The sequence below is a fragment of the Citrobacter sp. Cpo142 genome, from assembly GCF_030332425.1.
In the GTDB taxonomy this organism is placed as follows: Bacteria; Pseudomonadota; Gammaproteobacteria; order Enterobacterales; family Enterobacteriaceae; genus Citrobacter; species Citrobacter portucalensis.
This window is the reverse complement of sequence record NZ_JAOWHW010000018.1, coordinates 37,655-59,608: the sequence shown is the minus strand read 5'-3', so window position 1 is coordinate 59,608 and position 21,954 is coordinate 37,655. Positions and strand designations below refer to the sequence as shown.

Annotated in this window: 31 protein-coding genes; 12 read left to right on the top strand and 19 right to left on the bottom strand. The window is 53.9% G+C overall.

What is annotated here, in order from left to right; all coding sequences use genetic code 11:
- The first annotated feature begins 23 nt into the window (after nt 1-23).
- Genes OGY18_RS00750 through OGY18_RS00725 form a run of 6 tightly spaced genes read left to right on the top strand, consistent with a single transcriptional unit; the run spans nt 24 to nt 5,545 of the window.
- A complete protein-coding gene (locus OGY18_RS00750; RefSeq protein ID WP_199953279.1) occupies nt 24-1,211 on the top strand; it encodes a phage tail sheath subtilisin-like domain-containing protein in 1,188 nt (395 codons plus the stop codon).
- On the top strand, nt 1,212-1,724 hold the full coding sequence (locus OGY18_RS00745) for a phage major tail tube protein (RefSeq protein WP_003835886.1): 513 nt from the start codon (nt 1,212-1,214) through the stop codon (nt 1,722-1,724).
- A gap of 49 nt (nt 1,725-1,773) precedes the next feature.
- Nucleotides 1,774-2,109, top strand: coding sequence for a phage tail protein (locus OGY18_RS00740; protein ID WP_199953278.1), 336 nt, complete (start codon nt 1,774-1,776; stop codon nt 2,107-2,109).
- A gap of 5 nt (nt 2,110-2,114) precedes the next feature.
- The gene (locus tag OGY18_RS00735) at nt 2,115-2,270 is read left to right on the top strand and encodes a GpE family phage tail protein (protein WP_032941227.1); all 156 of its coding nucleotides are present in this window, start codon (nt 2,115-2,117) and stop codon (nt 2,268-2,270) included.
- Nucleotides 2,257-5,040, top strand: coding sequence for a phage tail tape measure protein (locus OGY18_RS00730; protein WP_286551289.1), 2,784 nt, complete (start codon nt 2,257-2,259; stop codon nt 5,038-5,040). Before OGY18_RS00735 ends, OGY18_RS00730 begins: the two co-directional genes overlap by 14 nt.
- A 16-nt stretch (nt 5,041-5,056) precedes the next feature.
- Nucleotides 5,057-5,545 carry a phage tail protein gene (locus OGY18_RS00725; RefSeq protein ID WP_286551287.1) on the top strand — a complete coding sequence of 163 codons (489 nt, stop codon included), beginning with the start codon at nt 5,057-5,059 and terminating at the stop codon, nt 5,543-5,545.
- 41 nt (nt 5,546-5,586) lie between these two features.
- Here OGY18_RS00725 and OGY18_RS00720 read toward each other — a convergent pair whose 3' ends face one another.
- On the bottom strand, nt 5,587-6,144 hold the full coding sequence (locus OGY18_RS00720) for a recombinase family protein (protein ID WP_286551285.1): 558 nt from the start codon (nt 6,142-6,144) through the stop codon (nt 5,587-5,589).
- A gap of 149 nt (nt 6,145-6,293) precedes the next feature.
- Between OGY18_RS00720 and OGY18_RS00715 the strand changes: the two genes are divergently transcribed.
- Together OGY18_RS00715 and OGY18_RS00710 are read left to right on the top strand one after the other, a co-directional pair.
- Nucleotides 6,294-6,623 (top strand): gp53-like domain-containing protein, encoded by a 330-nt coding sequence (locus tag OGY18_RS00715; protein ID WP_286551283.1) that lies wholly within the window; start codon nt 6,294-6,296, stop codon nt 6,621-6,623.
- Nucleotides 6,598-7,080, top strand: coding sequence for a tail fiber assembly protein (locus tag OGY18_RS00710; RefSeq protein ID WP_502873471.1), 483 nt, complete (start codon nt 6,598-6,600; stop codon nt 7,078-7,080). Before OGY18_RS00715 ends, OGY18_RS00710 begins: the two co-directional genes overlap by 26 nt.
- Here the strand turns inward: OGY18_RS00710 and OGY18_RS00705 are convergent.
- From OGY18_RS00705 to OGY18_RS00630, 17 genes are all read right to left on the bottom strand, one after another.
- Nucleotides 7,052-7,477 (bottom strand): tail fiber assembly protein, encoded by a 426-nt coding sequence (locus OGY18_RS00705; RefSeq protein WP_286551281.1) that lies wholly within the window; start codon nt 7,475-7,477, stop codon nt 7,052-7,054. The two genes, OGY18_RS00710 and OGY18_RS00705, sit on opposite strands and share 29 nt — an antisense overlap.
- A gap of 1 nt (nt 7,478) precedes the next feature.
- Nucleotides 7,479-8,840 carry a phage tail protein gene (locus tag OGY18_RS00700; RefSeq protein ID WP_286551280.1) on the bottom strand — a complete coding sequence of 454 codons (1,362 nt, stop codon included), beginning with the start codon at nt 8,838-8,840 and terminating at the stop codon, nt 7,479-7,481.
- On the bottom strand, nt 8,830-9,444 hold the full coding sequence (locus OGY18_RS00695) for a phage tail protein I (protein ID WP_286551278.1): 615 nt from the start codon (nt 9,442-9,444) through the stop codon (nt 8,830-8,832). The genes OGY18_RS00700 and OGY18_RS00695 overlap by 11 nt, the downstream gene beginning before the upstream one ends.
- On the bottom strand, nt 9,437-10,333 hold the full coding sequence (locus tag OGY18_RS00690) for a baseplate assembly protein (protein WP_286551276.1): 897 nt from the start codon (nt 10,331-10,333) through the stop codon (nt 9,437-9,439). Before OGY18_RS00690 ends, OGY18_RS00695 begins: the two co-directional genes overlap by 8 nt.
- Nucleotides 10,320-10,688, bottom strand: coding sequence for a GPW/gp25 family protein (locus OGY18_RS00685; RefSeq protein ID WP_286551274.1), 369 nt, complete (start codon nt 10,686-10,688; stop codon nt 10,320-10,322). Before OGY18_RS00685 ends, OGY18_RS00690 begins: the two co-directional genes overlap by 14 nt.
- Complete coding sequence (locus OGY18_RS00680) at nt 10,685-11,266, bottom strand: phage baseplate assembly protein V (protein ID WP_286551272.1); 582 nt, start codon at nt 11,264-11,266, stop codon at nt 10,685-10,687. Before OGY18_RS00680 ends, OGY18_RS00685 begins: the two co-directional genes overlap by 4 nt.
- On the bottom strand, nt 11,263-11,901 hold the full coding sequence (locus tag OGY18_RS00675; RefSeq protein WP_286551270.1) for a phage virion morphogenesis protein: 639 nt from the start codon (nt 11,899-11,901) through the stop codon (nt 11,263-11,265). Before OGY18_RS00675 ends, OGY18_RS00680 begins: the two co-directional genes overlap by 4 nt.
- Nucleotides 11,898-12,362, bottom strand: coding sequence for a phage tail protein (locus tag OGY18_RS00670; protein ID WP_286551268.1), 465 nt, complete (start codon nt 12,360-12,362; stop codon nt 11,898-11,900). The genes OGY18_RS00675 and OGY18_RS00670 overlap by 4 nt, the downstream gene beginning before the upstream one ends.
- A 101-nt stretch (nt 12,363-12,463) precedes the next feature.
- Nucleotides 12,464-12,655 (bottom strand): Rz1-like lysis system protein LysC, encoded by a 192-nt coding sequence (gene lysC, locus OGY18_RS27440; RefSeq protein ID WP_003835860.1) that lies wholly within the window; start codon nt 12,653-12,655, stop codon nt 12,464-12,466.
- Nucleotides 12,573-13,010 carry a DUF2570 domain-containing protein gene (locus OGY18_RS00665; RefSeq protein WP_286551257.1) on the bottom strand — a complete coding sequence of 146 codons (438 nt, stop codon included), beginning with the start codon at nt 13,008-13,010 and terminating at the stop codon, nt 12,573-12,575. Before OGY18_RS00665 ends, lysC begins: the two co-directional genes overlap by 83 nt.
- Nucleotides 13,007-13,552 carry a lysozyme gene (locus OGY18_RS00660; protein WP_286551309.1) on the bottom strand — a complete coding sequence of 182 codons (546 nt, stop codon included), beginning with the start codon at nt 13,550-13,552 and terminating at the stop codon, nt 13,007-13,009. Before OGY18_RS00660 ends, OGY18_RS00665 begins: the two co-directional genes overlap by 4 nt.
- The gene (locus OGY18_RS00655; protein WP_239043449.1) at nt 13,536-13,838 is read right to left on the bottom strand and encodes a phage tail protein; all 303 of its coding nucleotides are present in this window, start codon (nt 13,836-13,838) and stop codon (nt 13,536-13,538) included. Before OGY18_RS00655 ends, OGY18_RS00660 begins: the two co-directional genes overlap by 17 nt.
- Nucleotides 13,829-14,029: a tail protein X gene (locus OGY18_RS00650; RefSeq protein WP_003835851.1), complete on the bottom strand. Its 201-nt coding sequence runs from the start codon at nt 14,027-14,029 to the stop codon at nt 13,829-13,831. Before OGY18_RS00650 ends, OGY18_RS00655 begins: the two co-directional genes overlap by 10 nt.
- Nucleotides 14,029-14,556: a head completion/stabilization protein gene (locus OGY18_RS00645; RefSeq protein ID WP_286551254.1), complete on the bottom strand. Its 528-nt coding sequence runs from the start codon at nt 14,554-14,556 to the stop codon at nt 14,029-14,031. The genes OGY18_RS00650 and OGY18_RS00645 overlap by 1 nt, the downstream gene beginning before the upstream one ends.
- Before the next feature lie 106 nt (nt 14,557-14,662).
- Nucleotides 14,663-15,481, bottom strand: a complete 819-nt coding sequence (gene gpM / locus OGY18_RS00640; RefSeq protein WP_286551252.1) for a phage terminase small subunit — start codon at nt 15,479-15,481, stop codon at nt 14,663-14,665.
- Between the two features lie 51 nt (nt 15,482-15,532).
- Entirely contained in the window at nt 15,533-16,606 is a 1,074-nt protein-coding gene (locus OGY18_RS00635; protein ID WP_286551248.1) for a phage major capsid protein, P2 family, read from the bottom strand.
- 22 nt (nt 16,607-16,628) lie between these two features.
- Nucleotides 16,629-17,465 (bottom strand): GPO family capsid scaffolding protein, encoded by an 837-nt coding sequence (locus tag OGY18_RS00630; RefSeq protein ID WP_286551245.1) that lies wholly within the window; start codon nt 17,463-17,465, stop codon nt 16,629-16,631.
- A gap of 27 nt (nt 17,466-17,492) precedes the next feature.
- On the opposite strand from OGY18_RS00630, the gene OGY18_RS00625 reads away from it, so the two are divergent.
- From OGY18_RS00625 to OGY18_RS00610, 4 genes are all read left to right on the top strand, one after another.
- Nucleotides 17,493-17,690: a hypothetical protein gene (locus tag OGY18_RS00625; RefSeq protein ID WP_199984897.1), complete on the top strand. Its 198-nt coding sequence runs from the start codon at nt 17,493-17,495 to the stop codon at nt 17,688-17,690.
- Nucleotides 17,623-19,356: a terminase large subunit domain-containing protein gene (locus tag OGY18_RS00620; protein ID WP_137376700.1), complete on the top strand. Its 1,734-nt coding sequence runs from the start codon at nt 17,623-17,625 to the stop codon at nt 19,354-19,356. The genes OGY18_RS00625 and OGY18_RS00620 overlap by 68 nt, the downstream gene beginning before the upstream one ends.
- A complete protein-coding gene (locus OGY18_RS00615; protein WP_502873470.1) occupies nt 19,356-20,399 on the top strand; it encodes a phage portal protein in 1,044 nt (347 codons plus the stop codon). The genes OGY18_RS00620 and OGY18_RS00615 overlap by 1 nt, the downstream gene beginning before the upstream one ends.
- 640 nt (nt 20,400-21,039) lie before the next feature.
- On the top strand, nt 21,040-21,537 hold the full coding sequence (locus tag OGY18_RS00610; RefSeq protein ID WP_137376698.1) for a DUF4760 domain-containing protein: 498 nt from the start codon (nt 21,040-21,042) through the stop codon (nt 21,535-21,537).
- 87 nt (nt 21,538-21,624) lie between these two features.
- On the opposite strand, the gene OGY18_RS00605 is transcribed toward OGY18_RS00610, so the two are convergent.
- On the bottom strand, nt 21,625-21,876 hold the full coding sequence (locus OGY18_RS00605) for a hypothetical protein (RefSeq protein WP_137376697.1): 252 nt from the start codon (nt 21,874-21,876) through the stop codon (nt 21,625-21,627).
- Between the last annotated feature and the right edge of the window lie 78 nt (nt 21,877-21,954).

Here is a 21,954-nt window from a genome sequence, read left to right as displayed (position 1 = left end):
CAAACAACATAATGGTGGAAAACATGAGCGAAACGCGTTTCCACGGTGCCCGCGTCAGAGAAAATACCGACCTGGTAACAGCCATTGATGACATTGATTCCAGTGTTATCGGGATTGTTGCTATGGCGGATGATGCTGACGCTGACACCTTCCCCCTGAATAAACCCGTTCTTATTCATCGGGTCAGCGACGTGCTGGGCCTGACGGGTAAGACCGGTACTCTGTACAAGAGCCTGAAGGCAGTTGCTGACCAGGTCAGCACAAAAGTCATCGTCGTGCGTGTCGCAGAAGCGGAAGCCGGTGAAGGTAAAAAAACGCAGTCGCAGCTGGTAATCGGCGGCACGGAACCCGATGGCACTTATACCGGGATGTATGCCTTTCTGGTAGCGGAACAGGATGAGCGTATAGGATATCGTCCGCGTATTTTGTCAGCGCCCGATCTCGACACAGAGGAAGTGACGTCCTCACTGTGTGTGATTGCAGAGAAGCTGCGTGCCTTTGTGTATGCCGGGTGCAACGGCTGTGAAACGATGGCGGATGCTATCGCCTACCGCGCTACCTTCGCGTACCGTGAACTGATGCTTATCTGGCCTGACTTCATCGCCTATAACCCGGTGTCCGGCAAAAACGAAGTGTTCCCGGCTCCGGCGTATGCCTGCGGCCTGCGTGCCCAAATCGATCACACTCAGGGCTGGCACAAGTCGCTGTCAAACGTCCCGGTAAAAAACGTGCTTGGGATTTCAAAACAGGTGTTCTGGTCGCTTCAGGCTGAAGACAGCGACGCCAACGCGCTGAACAACAAAGAAATCACCACGCTGATTAAGCGTAATGGTTTCCGTTTCTGGGGCAACCGCGCGACGGATACCAAAGACTATATCTTTGAAGTCTACACCCGCACCGCGCAGGTTCTGGCGGACAGCATTGCGGAAGCGCAGTTTGAAGATATTGACGAACCGCTGACCCCGGCGAACGTGAAAGACGTTATCAGCGGTATTCGTGCGAAGCTGGACAAGCTGGTCACGTCCGGGCGTCTTATCGGTGCTGAATGCTGGTATGACGTGGTGGACAACAGCACCACTGACCTTCGTCAGGGGCGGGTGCGTATCCGCTACAAATATACCCCAGTGCCGCCGCTGGAAGATCTGACGTTACATCAGACCTTCACGGATGAATTCTTCGGCCCTGCATTCGCTTCTCTGGGAGGTGCGTAAATGGCTGTTCCTCATAAACTCCGCCTGTTTACCTGCTTTGTTAATGGCGATAACCAGATCGGGAAAGTCACCTCGTTTACCCGCCCGAAACTCAGCCGCAAGCTGGAAGACTACCAGGGTGGCGGCATGATTGGATCCGTTGGTGTGGATCTCGGACTGGATGCCGGGGCGCTGGATTCCTCCATCGAATTTGGCGGTGTGATCAAAGCGCTTTTTCTGGAATATGGCGCGGATATCGACGGCACCCGCCTGCGTTTCGCCGGTGAATACTACACCGATGGCGACAGCCAGCTTGTTGAAGTGGAGCTTCGCGGACGCTTTACCGAACTTGACGGCGGCGACAGCAAGCAGGGGGAAAACACCGTCGAGAAATACACGTTCAAATCGACGTATTACAAATTCTCCATCGACGATAAGCCGATTATTGAGATTGACCTGCTGAACTTTATCTACAAGAAAGACGGCAAGAATATCTACCCTGACCGCATCACGTCCGCCCTGGGAATGGGCTGATAATCAACCCTGACGGTGGCACATTTTTGTGCTGCCCGGAGATTCAACGATGAAAAAAAATGATACAGCATCAGTAACGGCTGAAGGGGGCGTAACGCTGGCCCAGCCGATTGTACGCAGCGAAGAGACGATCACTTACGTGGAGATTGGCGAGGCAATTAAACAGTCCGGCTCGCTGCGTGGCCTGTCGCTCTCGGATGTGCTCAACATGAAAACAGACACACTGGTTACGCTGTTCACGCGAGTGACTTCGCCACGTCTTAAAGAAAACGAAATTAAAACGATGGCCACCGCTGATTTTATCGCGCTCTCTCAGGCGATCGTGCCTTTTTTGGTTCCTACGGGCTCTGGAGCACAGAGCGAGCCGGAGACGGAAGCACTGTAACGGTGGTGAAATTCGACCAGATTGAAGAGCTGGTCGCTGATATTGCCGTTGTTTTTAACTGGTCGCGCGCCGATATCTACATGATGGATCCGGGTGAGGTTATCACCTGGCGCGAACGGGCCGCGCGACGTAGCGGAGCCCGTGAAGATGAAGACACTTGATATCCGTATCGCTTTCAGCGCGATCGATAAACTTACCCGACCTGTTGAGACTGCCCGCCAGAGTGTGGGCGGTCTCTCTGATTCCCTCAAAAAAACGCAGACCGACATTAAATCACTGGGTACGCAGTCAAAAGCGTTTGCCCGCCTGCGCGAAAACTTCACTAAAACCACCGAAAAAATACAAACGGCCCAGCGGGAACTGAACGGACTCAGGCAGGCACAGCAGGCCGGGAATGTGATGACGGACAAGCAGCGCGAGCATATGGCGCAACTTGCGGCAAAACTTGATCGCCTGAATGAAGTACGCGCCCGCGAGAAAGAGAAGCTGCGCGAAGCGACGGCAGTGATGGTCCGGCATGGCATTACGCTTTCCGGCAGTGATCGAACCATTCAGAGCGCCATACGGCGTACCGAACAGTACAACCAGACGCTGGAGCGCGAGCGGCAGATGCTGGCGCGGGTGACACAAGCACGTGCACGCTATGAACAATCCCAAAAGGCAGCGGAAAAGCTGCGCAACGTTGGCGCTGCTGCTGTTGCTGCGGGGTCAGTAGGCCTGTATGCCGGATCACGCATGATCGCCCCACAGATTGAGGCTGAGGGACATGGCTCGGTAATTGCCGCTCAGACCGGAGAGGGTGCCGCATCCGGGGAGCGGTACACCCGCATCATCCAGGATCTCAACAGCAGCGGCATTAGCAGTAATCTGGATCAGGCTGCGGAGGCGCTGTCGGTGGTACGCAGCGGGCTGGGGGCGCTGGGTGATGTTGGCGACAGCGAACTCAGCCGGATATCACGCAAAGCGCTGGATATGCAAAAGGCGCTGGGTGGCGACCTGTCAGAACACATTCAGACCGCCGCTATCATGATGAAAAACGGACTCGCCGGGAGCAGTGATGAAGCGATCGATTTGATGGCGGCCGGTATGCAGCGCATGTCTGCACAAATGCGCGGCGAGCTGCCGGAAATACTGCATGAATATTCCACGCATTTTCGCAACATGGGGTTTAGTGGCAATGAAGCCATGTCTCTGCTTGTTGATATGGCAAAGCAGGGTAAATTTGCGCTGGACAAAACCGGAGATGCGATCAAGGAGTTCAGCATTCGTGGTTCTGACATGTCAAAGGGTAGCGTCAGCGCCTATGAGAGTATCGGCCTGAGTGCCGCTACCATGTCCTCCGCTATCGCGACGGGTGGCGCTCAGGCACGCGATGCCATGCAAAAAACTGCCCGTGGCCTGTTAGCCATAAGTGACCCTGCGGAACGCGCTAACAGTGCTATTGCGTTGTTTGGCACCCCCATTGAAGACCTGTCTGTCGATCAGATCCCCGCGTTTCTTTCGGCACTGGCGGGAATGTCTGACCAGATTGGTGACGTGCAGGGCACGGCTGACCGGATGGGAAATACGCTGAGAGATAACCTTCCCGGCGACATTGCCAGGCTGACAGGTGCGCTGTCCGGGTTACGGACGGACATCTTCAGTAGTCTGTCCGGTGATCTGCGGGTATTGACGCAGACCGCTACGGAATGGATTAACCAGCTTCGTGAGTGGGTTCAGGCCAACCCGTCACTGACCAAAACACTGGTTATTGTCAGTGGTGTTGTGCTGGCTTTAACGGTTGCGGTTGGCGGACTTTCACTTGCGATTGGGCTATTGCTTGGACCGATAGCAAAACTGAAGCTTGGGTTTGCAGTGCTGACCAAACTGCCTGCTCTGGCTTCCGGTTTTAGTGTAATCCCCAGCATGTTTGGCGCTATAACGGGGGCTGTTTCAGGTCTTGGCGGCGCGCTGTCACTGTTACTGAGTCCGGTGGGTCTTGTCGGTGTGGCATTTGTCGCGGCTGGCCTGCTTATCTGGAAATACTGGGAGCCCATCAAAGCATTTTTTGCCGGTGTGTTTAGCGGAATTATGGAAAGGCTGGCGCCGCTGCGGGAGTCATTTGCTCAGTTCAGCCCGCTGTTTGATGCGATTAGCAATGGTATCAGTCAGGTGTGGGTCTGGTTTACGGAACTCCTTACCCCTATGGATGCCAGCAAAGAGACGCTGGAGAAGTGCAGCAGCGCAGGGGAGATCTTCGGTAACGTGCTTGGCGGCGCGCTGCAACTGGTTCTGACCCCGGCTAAAATGCTTCTGGATACACTGTCCTGGATACTGGAAAAACTAGGCGTCTTACCTGATGAGGCTGAAAAAGCCAGAAAGAAGATCGAGGATGCGCAGCGTACAGCATTATTACAGGATAAGGTCGCACTCCTGCAGGGCGACATTGCGAAAGTAGCACCCAAAAAAGTTGAAACTGTTACGGTTACGCCGCCAGCCGGAAATAATCCGCTTGGTGGTAATAACGGCACTTATGGGCAACTAAAGAAAATATCCGATAACACGGGCGGCATGCTTCAGGAGACAAAAAAACGGATTGGCCCCGGTGATATCGTCTTCAAAAACCTGCCCCGTGCCCTGGCAGTACGTGGTGAGTGGCAGGAGTCAAAACTTGCGCGAACCTCTGCCGCTATCGCTCCGCCGCTTGCCCCGGTTGTTGCAGCGGCAGCGGCACCTGTTGTGCAGGCCATGTTACCCCCGGTCAGACGCCCAGGCGACAGCGCCAGAAATGACAGTGCTGCAGGTGGGTTTAACGGTGAAATTCACGTACATCTGCACAACGTGGTGACGCAGAATCCCCGCGAACTGGCGAAGACTGTGGGGGAAATGGTTAAGGCAGAATTAGACCGGCTGACCCGCGCAGGTCGCGGCAGTTTCCGGGATACAGATTAGGTAAACAGGTGACGTTATGATGATGGTTTACGGTATGTTTGTGTTTGAGCTGAAGACGCTCCCCCATCAGCAGCTACAGCAAAATAAATCCTGGCGGCACGTCAAAAACGAGCGAATAAACCGTTCGGCAAGCTGGCAGTACATTGGGGCAGGTGAAGATCAGATCACGCTTTCCGGCGTGCTCTACCCGGAAATTACTGGCGGTGAGGTCTCACTGACGGTGTTGACCACGCAGGCCTATACCGGACGCCCCTGGCCTTTGATTGATGGCACGGGGCAGATTTACGGGATGTATGTTATCACCGGCTTGCAAACCACCCGATCGGAACTTGACCGTTACGGTAAGGCGAAAAAAATAGAGTTCTCAATCAGTTTTCAGCGTTGTGATGAAGACCTTCGCGAACGGCTTCAGTCTTCCTCTGTCGGTGATCTGTTGACCGGGCTGAAGGATGGTGCCAACACTGCGTATAACTCGATAAGCAGCACGCTGTCCGGGTTGGTGTAGCGCTGCGCAGTATAGAGTATAGTCAAATCAGGAGGTGCATTTTACTGACCTCCTGACGCAGGAAACCGCTTATACAGAGTAGAAATACCCACATCAAATATCATAGCCACGCGCTGCCGTGGCTCTCCAGCAGCGAGCAATCGACCGGCCTGCGCCCATTCTTCTGGTGTCAGTTTTGGTCGGCGACCACCAATGCGCCCCTGTTCTCGTGCTGCCGCTAACCCGGCGCGCGTCCGTTCTACAATCAATTCTCTTTCCATTTCGGCCAGTGCGCCCATGACGTGAAAGAAAAAACGCCCCATAGGGGTAGAGGTATCAATACTGTCTGTCAGGCTACGAAAATTAACACCACGCTGGCGCAATTCCTCGATCAGAATGACAAGATGGCGCATGCTCCTTCCCTGCCTGTCCAGCTTCCAGACTACCAGCGTGTCACCTTCCTGAAGCGTCTTTAGCAACCTCTTTAATCCCGGCCTTTCCGCTTTAGTACCGCTTATTTTATCTTCAAAAATTTGCTCGCATCCTGCGCTTTCCAGCGCATTTATTTGCAGCATAGTGTTCTGGTCATTTGTTGATACCCGTACATATCCAATCAGCATAGAAAATCACTCCACCTGTAAACGCATTAGCGGCCCGCATTGTATCGAGCAACGTCATTTCTGGCTGTACTGCAGAAAATGGCCAGCATAGTCAGAAGTGGTGGTGTGTTCCTGAAAACGTTCAATTGGGAGAAGCGGCGAAACGGAACGTGGGCACTGGCGCAAACCAGATCCCGGATATGTCAGCGTTTGAGGCTCAGTTAGCTCTCAGTGGCTATGCCAAAGAGCCTTCCGGTCTAATCCGGCAATGGGTTGGAGGGAATACTGGTGGGATGGGCGCGGGTGAAGCAAAAGTGATTGAACTTCCTTTCCCGTTCCCTTCCGGCATTCTTGCCGTCGTACCTTATACCGGCGCACTGGCTACCGGTTTTGGTGCTGTAGTGGGGGTTAAATGGACCGGAAAAAACCAGATCACGCTTTATAACTCATCAATGACACAGGCAATTGCTGATTATGGATTTATCGCATATGGGAGATAAAGTTATGGATAAAACATTTAATTACGTTTATAGCCCGACCAGTAATCTATTTTATCCTGTTGCGTTGCGGGCTGATTATGAAAAGGCGTCGTCATGGCCTGCCGATCCTGTCGGGGTAAGTGACGAAATATATTTTGAATATTCAGGAATACCGCCAGAAGGGAAAATAAGAAGTTCCGATGCTAACGGAATGCCCTGCTGGATTGATGCGCCATCGAAGAGCAAAGAGGAATTTATCGCCGAAGCGGAAAAAGTTAGGCAGGTGCTTATCGCTCAGGCCAATGACTACATAAACAGTAAGCAGTGGCCCGGCAAAGCGGCGATCGGCAGGCTGAAGGGCAATGAACTGGCACACTATAACTTGTGGTTGGATTATCTGGATGCACTGGAAGCAGTTGATACATCCGGTGCACCAGATATCGAATGGCCTAAGCAGCCGGTTTCTCAGGCCAAATAACATCAGGAGCCGTTGACGTATCAACGGCTTTCACTGCCTTGATGTACTTCATCCATTCCGTAAGTTTCGCTTTATCATCGTCGCTGATGATGCCTAGTGTCAGCTCTGTTCTCCAGTCTGCAGTGATTTTGTTCGCTTCATCGAGCAACGATTGACGTTTTGCTTCTGCCTGTTCGACTAGTTCATCATGTGTCGGTGCTGGAATATCAACCCAGGCTGGCAGACCGTCGTCACCAGCGACTCGCTTTTTTCCTGGTGATGAGGATGTAAACTCTTTAAAAATTGATTCATCTACATCAACCCCCGTCTCCGGCCACATCCCGACTGCCTCATATTCTGATTTTAGACTGTATGGGTAAAATGAATTTGTTACTGCATCATAATTATATTTTCTCATATCAATAACCCACAGCAATATATGTTTGCGGCACCAGAGTTGGTTTGTTCGCAGAGAAGCTAAAACCATTATTCTGATAACCGTTAGCAGTGATAATAATGCTATTGTCGCCAGCTGAGCCCAAAGCAATCGAAAAAACGATGTTTGGAAAAGGAATGGGAAAATTCACAAATATCCCACCTGCGGGGATGGTCTCTCGTCCCCATTGTATGATTAGTCCTCCGGGTAGCTTCTGATATCCCGAATGATTTAATTCTGTTGGAAAAGAGTTCATGTCGGGGATCTGGTTTATGCCAATCCCAATATCACGCTGGGCTGCTGATTTAAGCTCCAGGTAAGCACGAAGCTCGGATTTACTCTTACCAGAAAGGTCATCCAGTACTGCATCATGAAGTTGTAACGGGGCGTCTTTCTTCTGGCCAGAGTGACGTATATAGGGTTTTGTGATATCCCCAACTAAGAATCCAGCGACACTGCACCAGTCGCCATGAATCACATCTCCCATACCAAGGTTTTGGAGAAACTTCGCCACATCTGGAATATCCGCGCCGTTTTGGCTTTTCTGCATCGCGCCGGTGATACGTGCATCATCACCCGCCGCAACGGTATCGGCAGTTGTACCGGTGTTTTTCGTCGAACTGTTACCCAGTTGCAGATTCTGGCGGGCCAGTGCCGGATTAGGTAAATCGGCGAGATTGCGTTCTTTAGCCAGCCGTGCATTCGCGTTATCCATCGCAATTTTTACGGCTTTCGGGGTTGCTGCTTGTGTCTCGCTGTCATCCGTCACGCTGCTGTTAAGCTGCGTAAAACCTTTAGCAGTAGTGGTTGCATCGGGATGGTTGCGCGACTGTTCGTGGGTGCGCATGAGTCCGTCAGCGTAACTCTTCACCTCAATAATTTTATTATCAACATACTGGCGCGTTGCCAGTACGACAGCCGGATCAATCTTCAGTGTTACCGCTTCGGTACTGCTGACGATCAGGATCACACGGATGGCCTGAACGCGTCCGCTGCCTTCCTGCAACTGCGGTTTGTAGGTCTCCGCACAGTTGGCAACCGCAATCATATCGCCGTCTTTATCAAACAGACCGATTTCACGGATCCACCACCCGCCCACGTCTTCCGGTATGACCTGCTCCGCAATTATCTGACTGGCATTTGCCGGGTCGACGGTCAGCATATTCAGCGGTGCGCGACGAATTTCATGTATCAGCGTGGTCTGGGCCGGTTCAGGAGTAGGCAGTACGCCATTGCCATCGCCTACGGCCATCTGGGTGATCTCAACCTTCGTACCCAAAGCCGTAGCTTTTGCCAGTTTTGCGGCCCCGATATTGGTTAACAGGGCAAGATATTTAGTCGTCAAATGCTACCTCCACGGTATCAATCAAATGGACTGCCGCGCCGGTGTAGTCGCCACCGCTCACGGATATGGTTTCTGGAAAATAGGGATAAACGGTTAGCGTATCTCCCGTGTAGCAGCCAGCACCTGCTGTGATGATGCCCGGTGTCTGCAATGACAGGGTGAGACCTGTCAGGTGGCGGCTTCTTGGTTTTGCGTCATCAATCAGGCGCTCAAGTTCGCGGTAGGTTTCCTCTGTGATCCCCTGTTCCTGAATGCCGATTTCAAGCCTGAAGGTGCCCGGCTCTTCGTTGCTCTGCCACCACTCGATCACCCGCAGTAAAAATCCAAAAGGCTCAACGACGCGTCTCAGCGCCGAAATCGTGCCTTTGTGGCGGTGAACGAGCCAGGCGGCTTTAATCACCTGCCGTTTTGTCTGCTCTGACCAGCCTTTGTCCCAGCGGTCAACTGACAGCGCCCAGGCAAGATAAGGAAGCAGATCAACGGGGCATTCGTCCGGGTTCCACAGTTTGCGAAGGTCAACCGGAATACGGTCAAGCCGTGTGGTGACTTTCTCAACATCCCGCATGAAGCGGCTGGCGGAAGGCGGGAGCAGGCTGTTACTCATCTGTTCCCCCTACCGTGATAGTGAATGACTCGCACCGCGCAGCCTGCGTATCATCAATAACGATATCGCTGACAGGCTCCGGTAACTCCACGCGCTGAACACCCTGCACATGCAGCGCCGCCATAATGGCGGAGCGGGCAACGTCACGACCTATCTTGCCCTGCTGACTTATCCACGCACGTAACGCATCCTCTGCGGCGGTGCGGATGGGTTCAGACTCCGGCCCCGGATAGAGATACAGGACGGCGTTGATGTGATAATTCACGATTTCCGCCGCCTGAACCGTCAGACGATCGGCGACCGGCCTTTTGTCGTCAGCAGACAGCGCTTTATTAACGGTTGCCAGTAACGCCTGATCTGGCGTTCCGTCCCCCTCCGTGGAAAGCACAGAGACCACGACCACTGCAGGTGACGGGCTGGTTGCTTTGGCATCAGCCACCTTACCGCTGGCACTTTTGGCAAAATACTCATATGCGCCGGTTGGTCCCGCGACGCTCAGCCCTTCGAACGCACTCTGAATGCGCAGCCGGAATGCAGCGTCGCTTTCATAGACGGCTTCAGTGGTATCCGTGGCTTCCTGCGTGACCAGGCGCTGGGTGTTATTGTTGGCCCCCAGATTATCCAGGTCGCTGAAGGTGGAATGACTCAGCATGCACGCCGCCGCCCCGTCATTTACGCGCTGCATCAGCATCATTTCCCGGTAGGCGAATACCTGGGCAATGGCGTTCAGGGGTTCAGATTCCAGCTCAAGCGCAGCGGCAACAGCGGCCTGTTGCTCCGAAGGAAATGCTGCAATCATGCCCGCTTTGACCTCAACAAGGATCTCTTCGAAGTCCAGCACTTTAATGATCTGCGGCTTTGGTAGTTGCGATAAGTCAACGGTCGCCATGGCTGCTCTCCCGTAGCGTCATCGTGACGGTGGCCGGTTGCATACTCCTGGTGATAATGCCGGTGAGTTCTGCCACTGCCCGCCTATCCTTTGACCAGCGGATATCAATGGTGTTGAGCGCAATTCGGGTTTCCCAGCGTGCCAGCGCGATAACGGCGGCGCTCATGCACTGAAGGCGGGTGGCATCATTCTGCGGCTCATCAATCAGGTCAGGCACCAGACTGCCGTAATCTCTTCGCATCACCCGGCTGGCAAGTGGCGTGGTCAGTATGTCTTTCACTGAATTCCACAACTGATCGGCATCATTAAGGGTGCCGATGCCGTTGGGGTTCATCCCCGTGTAAGTCGCCGTCATTTTGTGCCCTCCGTCCAGCTACCGCCTCTTTGCACGCCACCGTGACCGTGGTCGTCGACCTGCACACCGTTAGAGGTCATTTTCCCGTCGCTGTGCTTAACATCACCGCGCATCTTGCCGCCTTTCGTAACTTCAAACGTGGCGGTTTTCAGATGTTTAGTGCACTCCACAACAGGGGTATCCAGCGTGACGCTAACAGTTGCCTCAAGTTTCGCGGTTTTCATGCCGGTGGCTTCCAGCGCACTGGTGTCGGCGTCGTAGCGTATAACTGCACCGTCAGGTGCCTTTATCACGATTTCTTTCAGGCTGTTGCCCGGTGCCGGGTAGTCATTGCTGTACAGGCTTCCCAGAATAATGGCGGTCTCCGGGTTGCCGCCGATACAGGCAATGGAGACCTGCTCCCCAACGGAAGGCGGGATCCAGATGTTGAATTCTCCCGCCCGTGGGGTGTTCCAGCGCAGCCATCCTGTTTCCAGATTTCCGCTACGCACGCGGACACGCCATTTTTTTTCATCAACGGCAAAAATTACGCCGGTGCGAATGATGTTTTCCAGCAGGCGTATCAGTTCGGCGTTCATCGTGCGGCACTTCCCAGGCTGTTAATGGTGGCGTTGTAAATCAGACGTTCATCCACCGCAGACAGGCCCAGCAGTTCACGAACAGGGTATTTAGTCACAACACCCGGCCCGACCTGATCGCGCTGTCCGTACTGGTGCACGCGGGCAATACGCGCAGCCACACCGTCATAACCCACGGTCACGCCCTGCGCATCAGGGTGCATCTTCATAAACCGCAGTGTGCGCAGACGCTCAAACATCGGCGCTTTACGTGCCGTGTCGCGGCGCAGCGAGCGCGTGTTAATCTCCAGATAACGATCAATATCGCTGCGGTAAAACGTGCGAATGTCATTACGTTCGGTGTCAAAGCCGGTGATAGTGCGTCCGTATTTCCCCCGCCCGCCGTGCCAGTTTTTCAGCGTCCTGACTTCGTTATTCCAGACAAATTTAATGCCCTGCTGGGAACGAATGATCCGGCGCTTGCGTTGTGGGTAAGCAGCTCCATCCGGGCCTTTTTGCGCCCGAATACGCTGCTGCTGGCTGCGGCGAACTTGTTGCCCGATGAGGCGTGCCGAGCGAGTCCGCCCGGACGCAGAGATACCTGCGAGGATATCGCTGAATACTTTATCCAGTTCACGAAAGCGATCGTCACTCATACGGCAGTCTCCCAGGTCACGTCTTCAAACACGGCCTGCCAGTCTCCGCCAGCTGAGGGAATACGGGGTTTTGGTTCTGGCAGGTGTTCTGCGTGGACGGTTCCGTCTTCATCGCGGCTGACTTTCACGCGCTCCCTGACCGGGATTTCATAAAGAATATCGGCGCTGTCGTCGTCATTGATGGCGACTGAAAACTTAACATCTTTGTTATTCTCAGGGTTAAGCAGCAGGTCTGGCTGGTTGTGCCAGAGCCAGGCCATCAACGGTAAGGTGAAATCGTCGATATCGCCGGGAAAATCCATGGCGAAAAACACCAGGTTATAGCGGTAGGCAAAAGAAGGTGTTTCGCCGGTTGTCTCAATGCCGCCGCTTTCCACAAATACCGTGAACTTCTCCGGGTTGGCTTTACACCAGCGGCTGGCGTTGACCATCGCTTCACGCAGTGAGTTAATTTTCAGCATGGTGGCACCTTTTTAACGTGCGAAGCGCTCAATCACGCCCGCAATGATCAGCAGATAAATAAGCGTCCAGAATGGATGCTCAGCAATAAAATCGAATAACGTCACTGTCCGGCTCCCGTGTTCTCATTCAGTCGTTTAAGGCGGCGAATATCGAGTTCACTAATCGCAGCCTTATCGGCATTGCAGCTATCCAGCGCATCGCGCAGGCGATCACTCCAGTTGGCTATTCCGCCCCAGGTGACGGGGCTTGCCAGTTCCGGCTGCGGCGTCGCGGCTGTCAGGCTTTCCGGCACCGGCTCGTGCACTATCGTTACCCGTGGTACTGGCGGTGCGCTTTTGCAGGCTGTTACTGACAGCAACAGGTACAACAGTGTTAGCGCACGTATCGTTTTTCGTTGCTTCGCGCATCTGCTCACGTCTGATTTCCCCTTGTGCATTTCGTTGCTGTTCATCTGCCTGCCGTTGTGCCAGTAAAGCAGTGACGTCTGCTTTTATTGCCCGCAGTTCACCCATGATTTCGCCGGTACTTTTCAGCTCACGGGAAAGCGCATCATTACGAACCGAATCTTTCCCGCGCTGGTTTGTCTGCCAGAGCAGGCCGCCCGTAACCAGCGCCAGCAGCAGGCAAAGTGTGATTGTCTGATTCATCGCTGTGCCTCAACATCACGCAGGCACCAGGCCTTAAAATCGGTGCGGCGGTTGAGTAATCCCTGCACACGCTTCCCGCTGCTGTTAACAAAATCGGTCAGCCGGTCGCACACAGGAGCCCACTGGTGCTCCTGTGCCAGTTGCCAGATGGTGGTGCGCTGGCGTGTTCCATTTCTGTCTTTGAACAACATCAGGCCAGAACAGCCCAGGTTATAGGCCGCGTCCGTCATGGACTCAAACACAGACTGTGGCATGTCCGCACCGTTAAAATTTTGGTTAATGCAGTTTTCTGCATGACGCAGGTCATTAACCCAGCGCTTCGCCACTTCGCTTTCGCTGTACAGTCGGTTCTGCACATTGCCAGTGGATCCACAGCCGACCGTTGCCACTCCCGCAATGTCACGGTATGGGGTGGCGCGACAGTCTTCCCATGTGGCAATTTTTACCTGCGCTTCTTCGGATGTACGCAGGGCTTCCGGAGCCAGCGAGATCCCCAGCGCAACAATGACGGCGACGGCGTAGCGCTTAACGGGCAGATTCATCGTCATGCCCGTCATGCTGTAACAGATTAAGCGCCCGGCGTTCCGCTTCGTGCAGGCTCCTGGCTTCAGACTGACTGAGGATCTGTGCAATCAGATCGTTACGGCGCTTTTGCGCCCGTTCCATCCTGCCACGGTGCAGCCAGGCGCGGGCCAGCGAAAGCGCCCCTAACAGCAGCCCCGCCATCGCGATCTTTTCGCTGATGGTCATTACGCCGATACCGGTGACCACCACTGACATAAAAAAAGTGATGTGGTCATGTATCCGCTGGAATATATTCAGCCCCATAGCTGTACCATCTCCCGTTGTTTCTTTTGCCCCTGATCCGGGAGTTCCACCTCCTGACCAGGATTAAGGAATAACTGCCCACTCAGCCCAGGATTGGCTGCGATCACTTTCTCCGTCATCCCCTGCGTGGTGCCGTAATGACGCCAGCACAGTAAATCCACGGTATCGCCCTGTAGTGCCTTCACTTTCATCAGCAAAGCTCCGCCCAGATACGCTGAGCACCGCGAATATCGGCAATAGCCCAGCGTACGTCGCGCCAGAGGTCTTCCGCCTGCGTGTCCAGCGCATCGGCTTTCCGGTCGCTCTTGTTGGTCGTGTCCACGTCGCGGGCGCTCTCAAGGATAAGTGCGCGCGTGGCGGCATAGACCGCACGGCGGTAGCGGTGCATATTGATGCTCTCGTCGTTGATTTTTCGCGGCGGTATTTCAGGTTCCCCATTTGGTTTAATGGTCGGGGCATCCGCCAGCGTGCTGTAACCTTCAGCCAGTTGTTGCTGCTGCCATTCCTGAAGCTCATCAGTAACATGCGCGACGGCTTCGGTGGTGACATACATCAGCCGTGAAGTGGTTGTCCTGCCCGGAATGCGGCTGGCAAGGCGCAGCTCCCGAAGCACAATGTCAGGCCAGAATGTTCCGGCAGTGACTTTCTCTTCACCGTCATCAATATCGGTGGTGTCGTTTTCTGCCGGTTCTACTCTGGGTTTTGCCACCATGCTCATAGGGTGCTCTCCGGAAAAATCAGGCGGTGGGCGACCGGTAAAAAGAACACGGAGAGGGTTCAGATCGCCGGTCGCGCCGCCTGTCGACGGGGGTCGAAGTCGTTAATTATTTTTTCGTGCTCTTGCGGGTGGCGCTGGCCTTCCCGGTGGTCGTTTTGCGCGGCGTTCTGCTGGCTTTAGTCTTCGCAGGCTCTTTCTTTTCTGCAGCAACGTCATTTTCGGCGGTAGCCGACACATCACCACCGACACCCTGAACCTTTTTAAGTACGCGGGTTAATGCGGCGATCTCACGCTTAACACCGGCGTTCGGGTTGAGGTGCATCGCCTGACGAAGCAGCTTCAGCGAAGCGCCCTGCGTCTCCGGGTCAGTGGACGCGCGACGAGCGAAGGCGCAGGCTTTACAAAGTTTGGCAAGCACCTCATCAGGCATGTCACGGTTCGCGACCATCTCCCACAGCGTATCCAGCGGGGCGATGAAGCCGGATAAATCCGCGTCCGGGTCGGTGCCTGCCAGCGTCATGATCGGATTGCAGATCTCTTCTGTCAGCACCGTCGCGGCATCACGCCCGAAATTGTCCGGCAGACTGAGGTTATGGCGTATTACGTACTCGCCGATACGCAGGGCAAGCGCCAGATCGCCACAGTCAACCGCCCATACCATCAGGGTGGTGATCACTTCGTCCTGGCGACCGCTGTCGCCTTCAAGCGTGCCGTCAATCCATCCGGCAAAATCGGGCAGAAGTTCTTTTTTAACGTCCGCTTTTGCCGCCCTGGACTGGATCCCGCTTAACCGTGACTGCGCGAGGCGAAGGCGGTACAGGATCTGCTCGTGTGCAGTACGCTCGCCCAGGGTTTCTTCACCGCTGTTGAGCCCTGTACGCTGCGCCATGACGTTCTGAAAATGTTTCTGTGCCGGTGTCAGCATCAGTTATGTCCTCCGTTATGACGGGCGCATTGCGTGCGCCCGTGCCGTCAGTTACGCACCGCCACCCTCAGCAGGGGCATCGGCAAACTTAATGCCCTGAATCAGTGCACTTTTGCCGTAGTCTTCCACCACGTAGGCATCGTTCATCGACTGGTAGGTTGCAATACGGTTGTATTCCGGCTCTTCCCTCATCAGGCGGCGCAGAGACCCCTTCTGGAAGTAGATCGACAGGTTGCTGAAGGAGGTGATCAGCATGGCGTCTTTCGGGAAGAATGGCGCAAGGTACACTGGCAGACCGCCGATAAAGCGCGAGGAGATAATCAACTGCCCGGCCATCAGTTCTGTATTCGGGTTGGTGGTGCTCATCGCGTTAATCAGCGGCAGGCGCAGGGTGTTGAACAAATCACGCCCCATCAGCACCACCAGATCCGGCGCGTCTTTGTGCCATTCATCCAGCAGAGAAGAACGGACGTCCTGCACCAGTGCATCCGGATTACCATACTGTCCCTTTGCGGTGACTTTGTTATCCATGTCGCGTGTGGAAATGGTCACATCTGACATGACACGGGCCGCTGCATGCTTACGAATTTGTTCCATCCAGCCGGTGTTCACATCCTGAAGCAGCGGGTTAGTGGCGAAATCGGAGATCAACGCATGCGAGGTGCCGTTAAAACCGATCATGATGCGGTCAAGCGCAATCTGTCGGGCAATTTGCTGGCTGACGCGGGCCTGAAAATCAGCGTGAGCGCTCCAGGCATCAAGCTGTGAATAGCTGATGAAAGTATCGTAGTTGACCTGCTCACAGCGGTAGCGACGTGCAGCCAGCTCGTGAGGACTCACCGGGTTACGGCGCTTCACTCCGTCGCTGCTGGAGTTGGTGCGGGCAATCGGCCCGGTGGTATCAACCAGGACTTTATCGCCTTCCTGATCGTCAACGCCGATGACGTTAATCTTTTGCGTCAGTTCGGTGCTTTCTTTGGCGGCATTTTCCAGCCGCTGCTGCACTGACGGATCCACCGAATAGCGTTTAGTCAGGTTGCTGACGGTCACGCCGCTCAGTTGCGCCTGACGCTGCATGTACAGCTCAAGCTGCGTGCGGGTATTCCCGGAAAGTACGATTGTCATTAGTCTGTCTCTCTTCGTTAAATCAGTAATCAACCAGCTGCGCGCCATTACCACCGGTGGCAGCAAAGCGGGACGCCTGGTTACTGTCCTGGGTCTGCAACTGTTCCCGCAGGGTGGTTAATTCACTGGTGAGTTTTTCAACCTTCTGGCTGGCTTCGCTGTTCTTCTGCTCCAGTGAATTGAAGCGATCGAGGAGGTCAGAGTGAGACTGCGCCACATTTTCAACGGCCTCACGCACCTGGCTGAACTGCTCGCTGTCGGATTTTCGGCCTTTGCCGATGAGGTCCATCACGCGACTGAGCCACTGCTTGCCTTCTTCAGTGCGCTGCTGCGTCAGTTCGATAACCTCCGCCTCCATCGCTTCGGTAAACATCGGTGGCTCGGTTTGCTGGTTATTGAACGCCATGACCTGTTCGCGTTGCTGAGCGGCAAATTTCAGGCGGTCGGTGCCAAGGCTTGCCGGGGTGTCCGTCATGGCGAGTCCGACAACATAGGCGTTGCCATTCAGCGCAAACTGCGGGTGCAGTTCAATGCTGGAATACACCTTTTTGCCTTCATCGGTGAGCTGCTTCATACGTGCCGAAGGCTCGATCTCCGCATAAAGTGCTGTGCGGCCTTTCAACGGGCCATCGGTAATATCTTCGGCGCTGAGTCCGGTAACGTCCCCCATTGCGCTGAAGTCGCTGTTCGGAAGCATTGACAGGTAGTGCTCCACGTTCACACGCGCAGCGTAAACGCTCGGGTCATAACTTTCCGCTGCCGCTTTCAGGTGTTCGCCGCTGATTTCGCGACCGTCAACGGTGGCGCCAGAAACGGCGACGCGAAACTTTTTGCGGGCTGGTTTTGCGGTGCTCGCCATGCTGATTGTCCTGTTACTGGTTGGTTTATGGTCATGATGACAGAGCGTAAGTTGCTGTCTCAACGTGCTTTTGTTGTCGCTGAAGGCACAGAACTGAAAGAGGGCGAAAGCGGGATCGCGCGCGCGGTAATCTTCCCGGCATACAAGGGGAGAAGAGATGATTCAGGACGCTTTTGTACGGCTACGCGCAAAACAACTCTACTGGCAGGGCTACCCGCCAGCTGAGATCTCGCGCCTGATGGGTATCAGCCAGAACACAATTTATTCGTGGAAGAAACGCGACGAATGGGACGAAACGCCCGCTATCCAGCGTGTCACGCAATCCATGGATGCTCGTCTTATCCAGCTGACGGACAAGAACGAGAAGACCGGGGGCGACTTCAAGGAGATTGACCTGCTGACCCGGCAACTGAAAAAGCTGAATGACGGCCAGCCAGCAGAAGCGGCTGTCGGCAAAAAAACGCGCAAACGCAAGCTGAAAAACCATTTTACCGATGAGCAGATCACGGCACTGCGGGAAAAAATCCTCGACTCCCTCTCCTGGCATCAGCGCGGATGGTATGAGCAGCGCCACCACCGTAACCGTATGATCCTGAAGTCGCGCCAGATTGGTGCCACCTGGTATTTTGCCCGCGAAGCGCTGCTTGATGCGCTGCGTGATGATGTGAAATACCCGTATCAGCGCAACCAGATATTTTTGTCGGCGTCCCGGCGTCAGGCGCACCAGTTCAGGGGATTTATCCAGAAGGTGGCGGAAGAAGTGGACGTTGAGCTGAAAGGGGGCGACAAGATTGTGTTGTCCAACGGCGCAGAGCTGCACTTTCTCGGTACATCAGCAGCAACCGCGCAGTCATACACAGGCAACCTGAAATTCGATGAATTCTTTTGGGTCAGCAATTTCACCAACCTGCGCAAAGTGGCGGGGGCGATGGCGACACTGAAAGGACTGACGCGAACCTACTTTTCCACACCATCAGGCGAAACGCACGAGGCTTACCCGTTCTGGACGGGCGATCGCTGGAACGAAAAGCGCGCCAAATCGAAGCGGCAGGCGTTTGATGTGACCTGGAAGACGCTCAACAGCGGCCTGCTGTGTCCGGATAAAACCTGGCGTCAGATTGTTACCCTGAAAGACGTTATAGAACATGGCTGGGAGTATACCGACCTTGAAGAGATACAGGATGAGAACAGCGACGATGAATTCCAGAACCTGTACATGTGCGAGTTCGTCCGGGATGGTGAGTCGGCGTTCAACCTTAACGCGCTGATCGGCTGCGGGGCTGACGGTTACGACGAATGGCCCGACTGGAAACCTTTCGCCAGCAGACCAATGGGACAACGCGCAGTCTGGATTGGCTATGACGCCAACGGCAGCAGTGGTAAGGGGGACAGCGGCGGGGTATCCGTCACAGTGCCACCACTGGTGCCCGGTGGTAAGTTCCGCACGATAGAAACTATCCAGGTACAGGGGCTGGAGTTCGAAGAGCAGGCGAAAGTTATCGAAAACCTGACGTTTAAATATAGCGTTCAGCACATTGGCATCGACGTGACCGGTGGTAACGGTGAAGCCGTCTACCAGATAGTGAGAAAGTTCTTCCCCATGGCGGTGCCATACACCTTTAACCTGGCTTCGAAGCGCGCCCTGGTGTTGAAGATGCTCCATATCATTCGCGCCGGTCGCTGGGAATACGATCGCAGTGAACGGGCACTTGTGACGGCGTTCAATGCCGTGCGAAAGGTTAAGACACCAGGCGGGTTTATCACTTATGACACTGACCGATCCCGCGGCATCAGCCACGGCGATCTTGCATGGGCGACGATGCTCGCCATTATCAACGAACCGCTGGGACAGGAAAGAGACGGCAGCGGTGGATTCGCGATGGAGTTCTGATGAGAAAAAGTAAAAAGAGTTACAGCCGCCAGCCAGCCACATCGCGCGACCTGTCTGACGCACTGAGAAGTGCGCCGTCGCTGAGTGCCTTCAGCTTTGACGGCCCTTACCGGGCGGAGAGCTATGATCTGCTGGATAACATGTACTGCGCCGATAATGGCCGGTACTTTGAAACGCCGGTTGACTGGTACGGGCTTGCGCGCGCATCGCGCAAAACGTCATGGCATCAGTCCGCGCTGTACTTTAAGCGCAATGTGTTGCTCGGCTGTTTTATCCCCCACAAATTGTTATCACGTCAGGCGTTCTCCGGGTTTGCCCTTGACTGGTTTGTTTTCGGTAACACCTATCTTGAGCTGCGCACTAACCGACTCGGCGGACCGCTGGAGCTGCGTCATGCACTGGCAAAATACACGCGCAGGGGTACAGACCTTGATACTTACTGGTATGTGCAGGAAGGGAAGGAAGAGTACACCTTCCGGCGCGGTGATGTGTGTCACATCATGAATCCTGATATCAATCAGGAAATCTACGGCATGCCGGAGTATATCGGTGGGCTGTTGTCTGCCAGCCTGGCGCACTCTGCCGATACTTTCCGCAAGCTGTACTATGACAACGGCTCTCATGCGGGTTGTATCATCTACATCAGTTCGGCGCAGGCCAACGACAAGAGTGTTGAGGTGGTAAAGAAAACGCTGTCAGAGTCCAGAGGTAAGGGCGCTTTCAAGAATATCCTGCTGCATGCACCTGGCGGCGGCAAAGATGGTGTGCAGATCCTGCCGTTTCAGCAGATCACCGCGAAAGATGAATTCATGAACGTCAAGTCATCTTCCCGCGACGATATCCTTGCCGCTCATCGGGTGCCACCGCAGCTGATGGGAGCGATGCCGGGTGAGAAGGGATCGTTTGGCGATGTGGAGAAAGCTGCACGTGTCTATGCGATTAACGAGCTTATGCCGGTGATGGAAGCCATGAAGCACGTCAACGACTGGCTGGGTGAAGAGGTGATCCGGTTTAACCCTTACGCACTGCTGGATCAGAACTAACCCGCAATGCCCCACCATAAACCACCGCCAGCGCTGACTGTTCCGGCCAGCGCATGGCGAACTGCCTGAAACATCATCAAATACTTTCAATATCCCTGTGTTTCTTTCCTTCTGGTTCAGCGCACTGACACCGGAAACCCTCTAAAAACATCGATCACATCAGAGCGCCTCAGCGCCACGCTGGCAGGCGCTTTCCCTGACCATCAAAACACAACAACGCATGACGAAACGACACGCCAAGAAGCAATTACGACGCTGATCAGCGTATCTGGAGGGGATCCCCCTCCTGCCCCTGTTGCGGGGGCTGTTCCCCCGTCACCTGCGCGCGACAAACGCCCCTTTTTTTGTGCAGGCACGGATCCCGGCTCAGACCGCGCCAGTACAGGCCGGAAAGGGCATAAACAGGTTCAAAAAAATTGTGCAAATTTGTGCACTATTGTGCGGGTAAAAAAGTGACCGTTTATTTGACTACACATTACCTTTCGGGTAATTTTGTCACAGAAAACCACAGAAAGTGGTGAGTATTGAATTAAAGGAGGTTGGTATGAGAAAAATGTTTGATGAGTTTGACGGCTTCTAAGTCGCATTGACCTCTATGAGGCGGGGAATTTAGCCCCGCCTTTTTTATGGATGAAAGAATATGGATCAGACAAGGCTACAAATCATCAGTAATGCTATCGTTCTGCTTGGTGTACTGGTCGCTATTGGAACGATTATCTATAACGTCCGTACGGCAAAGAAAACGCAAACAGCTAACTTTCTCTTCGAGAGCCGTCAGGATACGCAGTATATAGAATCGCTGCATGTTCTGAAGCAGGTGCACCGTTCAGGAAAGTCTTTCCGCGCTTACGTCTTTCCCTGCGAGGGCAAAACGATCACCGAAGAGGAAATGACAGAGCGTCGCAAATTTCAGTACATCCTGAATTTTTACGAAAGGGTTGCCGTGAGTATCCGCGAAGGTATCTATAACGAGCAGATGATCAAACGAACATCGTATACCACCGTTATAGAAACCTACGATATTGCGGAACCTCTGATCAAAGCCATCAGGGAACACATCAATTCAGAGACGACCTATCAAGAGTTTGAATGGTTGGTTAAGCGGTGGAAAGCTAAACCGCTCAAGAAGAATAAGTGATTACCAATAAAAAACCGCCAGAATTCTGTCGGTTTCTTATTTTCTTATCAGATGGTTGATGAACATAAATCCAACAATGATAGATGCTTAATCACCCGGTTGAGTAGGTACAGGTTCTTCTGCAATTGCCCAAATAATCTGGGCTAGTGGGGTATTACTTTCTGGGTTTTGCAGCTCTAAAGTTAAGCCCCGCCTCCCCGAATGAACATTACATACAAAGTTAGAGTTAGGATCTCGGTAAACAGTCTTGTATTGTTCCGCTGAACCAAAAATCCCCATTTCTTGAAAGCAGACAAGAATCTTTGTGGCATGAAGAGGTGTTATCGCTGTGGTACTCATAATAAATCCCTTGAATGTTGAAGCACTACGCCGGTGAGTTGATATCATCATAAAAAGAACATTGGCTTAAATTTATCA

Excerpts from the sequence above, each read along its gene's own strand:
- OGY18_RS00615 (WP_502873470.1), top strand. The coding sequence starts at position 19,356 with ATGAGAAAAAGTAAAAAGAGTTACAGCCGCCAGCCAGCCACATCGCGC.
- OGY18_RS00745 (WP_003835886.1), top strand. The coding sequence starts at position 1,212 with ATGGCTGTTCCTCATAAACTCCGCCTGTTTACCTGCTTTGTTAATGGC.
- OGY18_RS00685 (WP_286551274.1), bottom strand. The coding sequence starts at position 10,688 with ATGACGGCGACTTACACGGGGATGAACCCCAACGGCATCGGCACCCTT.
- OGY18_RS00725 (WP_286551287.1), top strand. The coding sequence starts at position 5,057 with ATGATGATGGTTTACGGTATGTTTGTGTTTGAGCTGAAGACGCTCCCC.
- OGY18_RS00710 (WP_502873471.1), top strand. The coding sequence starts at position 6,598 with ATGGATTTATCGCATATGGGAGATAAAGTTATGGATAAAACATTTAAT.
- OGY18_RS00750 (WP_199953279.1), top strand. The coding sequence starts at position 24 with ATGAGCGAAACGCGTTTCCACGGTGCCCGCGTCAGAGAAAATACCGAC.
- OGY18_RS00730 (WP_286551289.1), top strand. The coding sequence starts at position 2,257 with ATGAAGACACTTGATATCCGTATCGCTTTCAGCGCGATCGATAAACTT.
- OGY18_RS00660 (WP_286551309.1), bottom strand. The coding sequence starts at position 13,552 with ATGAATCTGCCCGTTAAGCGCTACGCCGTCGCCGTCATTGTTGCGCTG.
- OGY18_RS00720 (WP_286551285.1), bottom strand. The coding sequence starts at position 6,144 with ATGCTGATTGGATATGTACGGGTATCAACAAATGACCAGAACACTATG.
- OGY18_RS00605 (WP_137376697.1), bottom strand. The coding sequence starts at position 21,876 with ATGAGTACCACAGCGATAACACCTCTTCATGCCACAAAGATTCTTGTC.
- gpM (WP_286551252.1), bottom strand. The coding sequence starts at position 15,481 with ATGCTGACACCGGCACAGAAACATTTTCAGAACGTCATGGCGCAGCGT.
- OGY18_RS00645 (WP_286551254.1), bottom strand. The coding sequence starts at position 14,556 with ATGAGCATGGTGGCAAAACCCAGAGTAGAACCGGCAGAAAACGACACC.
- OGY18_RS00670 (WP_286551268.1), bottom strand. The coding sequence starts at position 12,362 with ATGCTGAAAATTAACTCACTGCGTGAAGCGATGGTCAACGCCAGCCGC.
- OGY18_RS00690 (WP_286551276.1), bottom strand. The coding sequence starts at position 10,333 with ATGGCGACCGTTGACTTATCGCAACTACCAAAGCCGCAGATCATTAAA.
- OGY18_RS00625 (WP_199984897.1), top strand. The coding sequence starts at position 17,493 with ATGGTCATGATGACAGAGCGTAAGTTGCTGTCTCAACGTGCTTTTGTT.
- OGY18_RS00740 (WP_199953278.1), top strand. The coding sequence starts at position 1,774 with ATGAAAAAAAATGATACAGCATCAGTAACGGCTGAAGGGGGCGTAACG.
- OGY18_RS00635 (WP_286551248.1), bottom strand. The coding sequence starts at position 16,606 with ATGACAATCGTACTTTCCGGGAATACCCGCACGCAGCTTGAGCTGTAC.
- OGY18_RS00630 (WP_286551245.1), bottom strand. The coding sequence starts at position 17,465 with ATGGCGAGCACCGCAAAACCAGCCCGCAAAAAGTTTCGCGTCGCCGTT.
- OGY18_RS00665 (WP_286551257.1), bottom strand. The coding sequence starts at position 13,010 with ATGAATCAGACAATCACACTTTGCCTGCTGCTGGCGCTGGTTACGGGC.
- OGY18_RS00620 (WP_137376700.1), top strand. The coding sequence starts at position 17,623 with ATGATTCAGGACGCTTTTGTACGGCTACGCGCAAAACAACTCTACTGG.
- OGY18_RS00610 (WP_137376698.1), top strand. The coding sequence starts at position 21,040 with ATGGATCAGACAAGGCTACAAATCATCAGTAATGCTATCGTTCTGCTT.
- OGY18_RS00675 (WP_286551270.1), bottom strand. The coding sequence starts at position 11,901 with ATGAGTGACGATCGCTTTCGTGAACTGGATAAAGTATTCAGCGATATC.
- OGY18_RS00650 (WP_003835851.1), bottom strand. The coding sequence starts at position 14,029 with ATGAAAGTGAAGGCACTACAGGGCGATACCGTGGATTTACTGTGCTGG.
- OGY18_RS00695 (WP_286551278.1), bottom strand. The coding sequence starts at position 9,444 with ATGAGTAACAGCCTGCTCCCGCCTTCCGCCAGCCGCTTCATGCGGGAT.
- OGY18_RS00680 (WP_286551272.1), bottom strand. The coding sequence starts at position 11,266 with ATGAACGCCGAACTGATACGCCTGCTGGAAAACATCATTCGCACCGGC.
- OGY18_RS00655 (WP_239043449.1), bottom strand. The coding sequence starts at position 13,838 with ATGGGGCTGAATATATTCCAGCGGATACATGACCACATCACTTTTTTT.
- OGY18_RS00705 (WP_286551281.1), bottom strand. The coding sequence starts at position 7,477 with ATGAGAAAATATAATTATGATGCAGTAACAAATTCATTTTACCCATAC.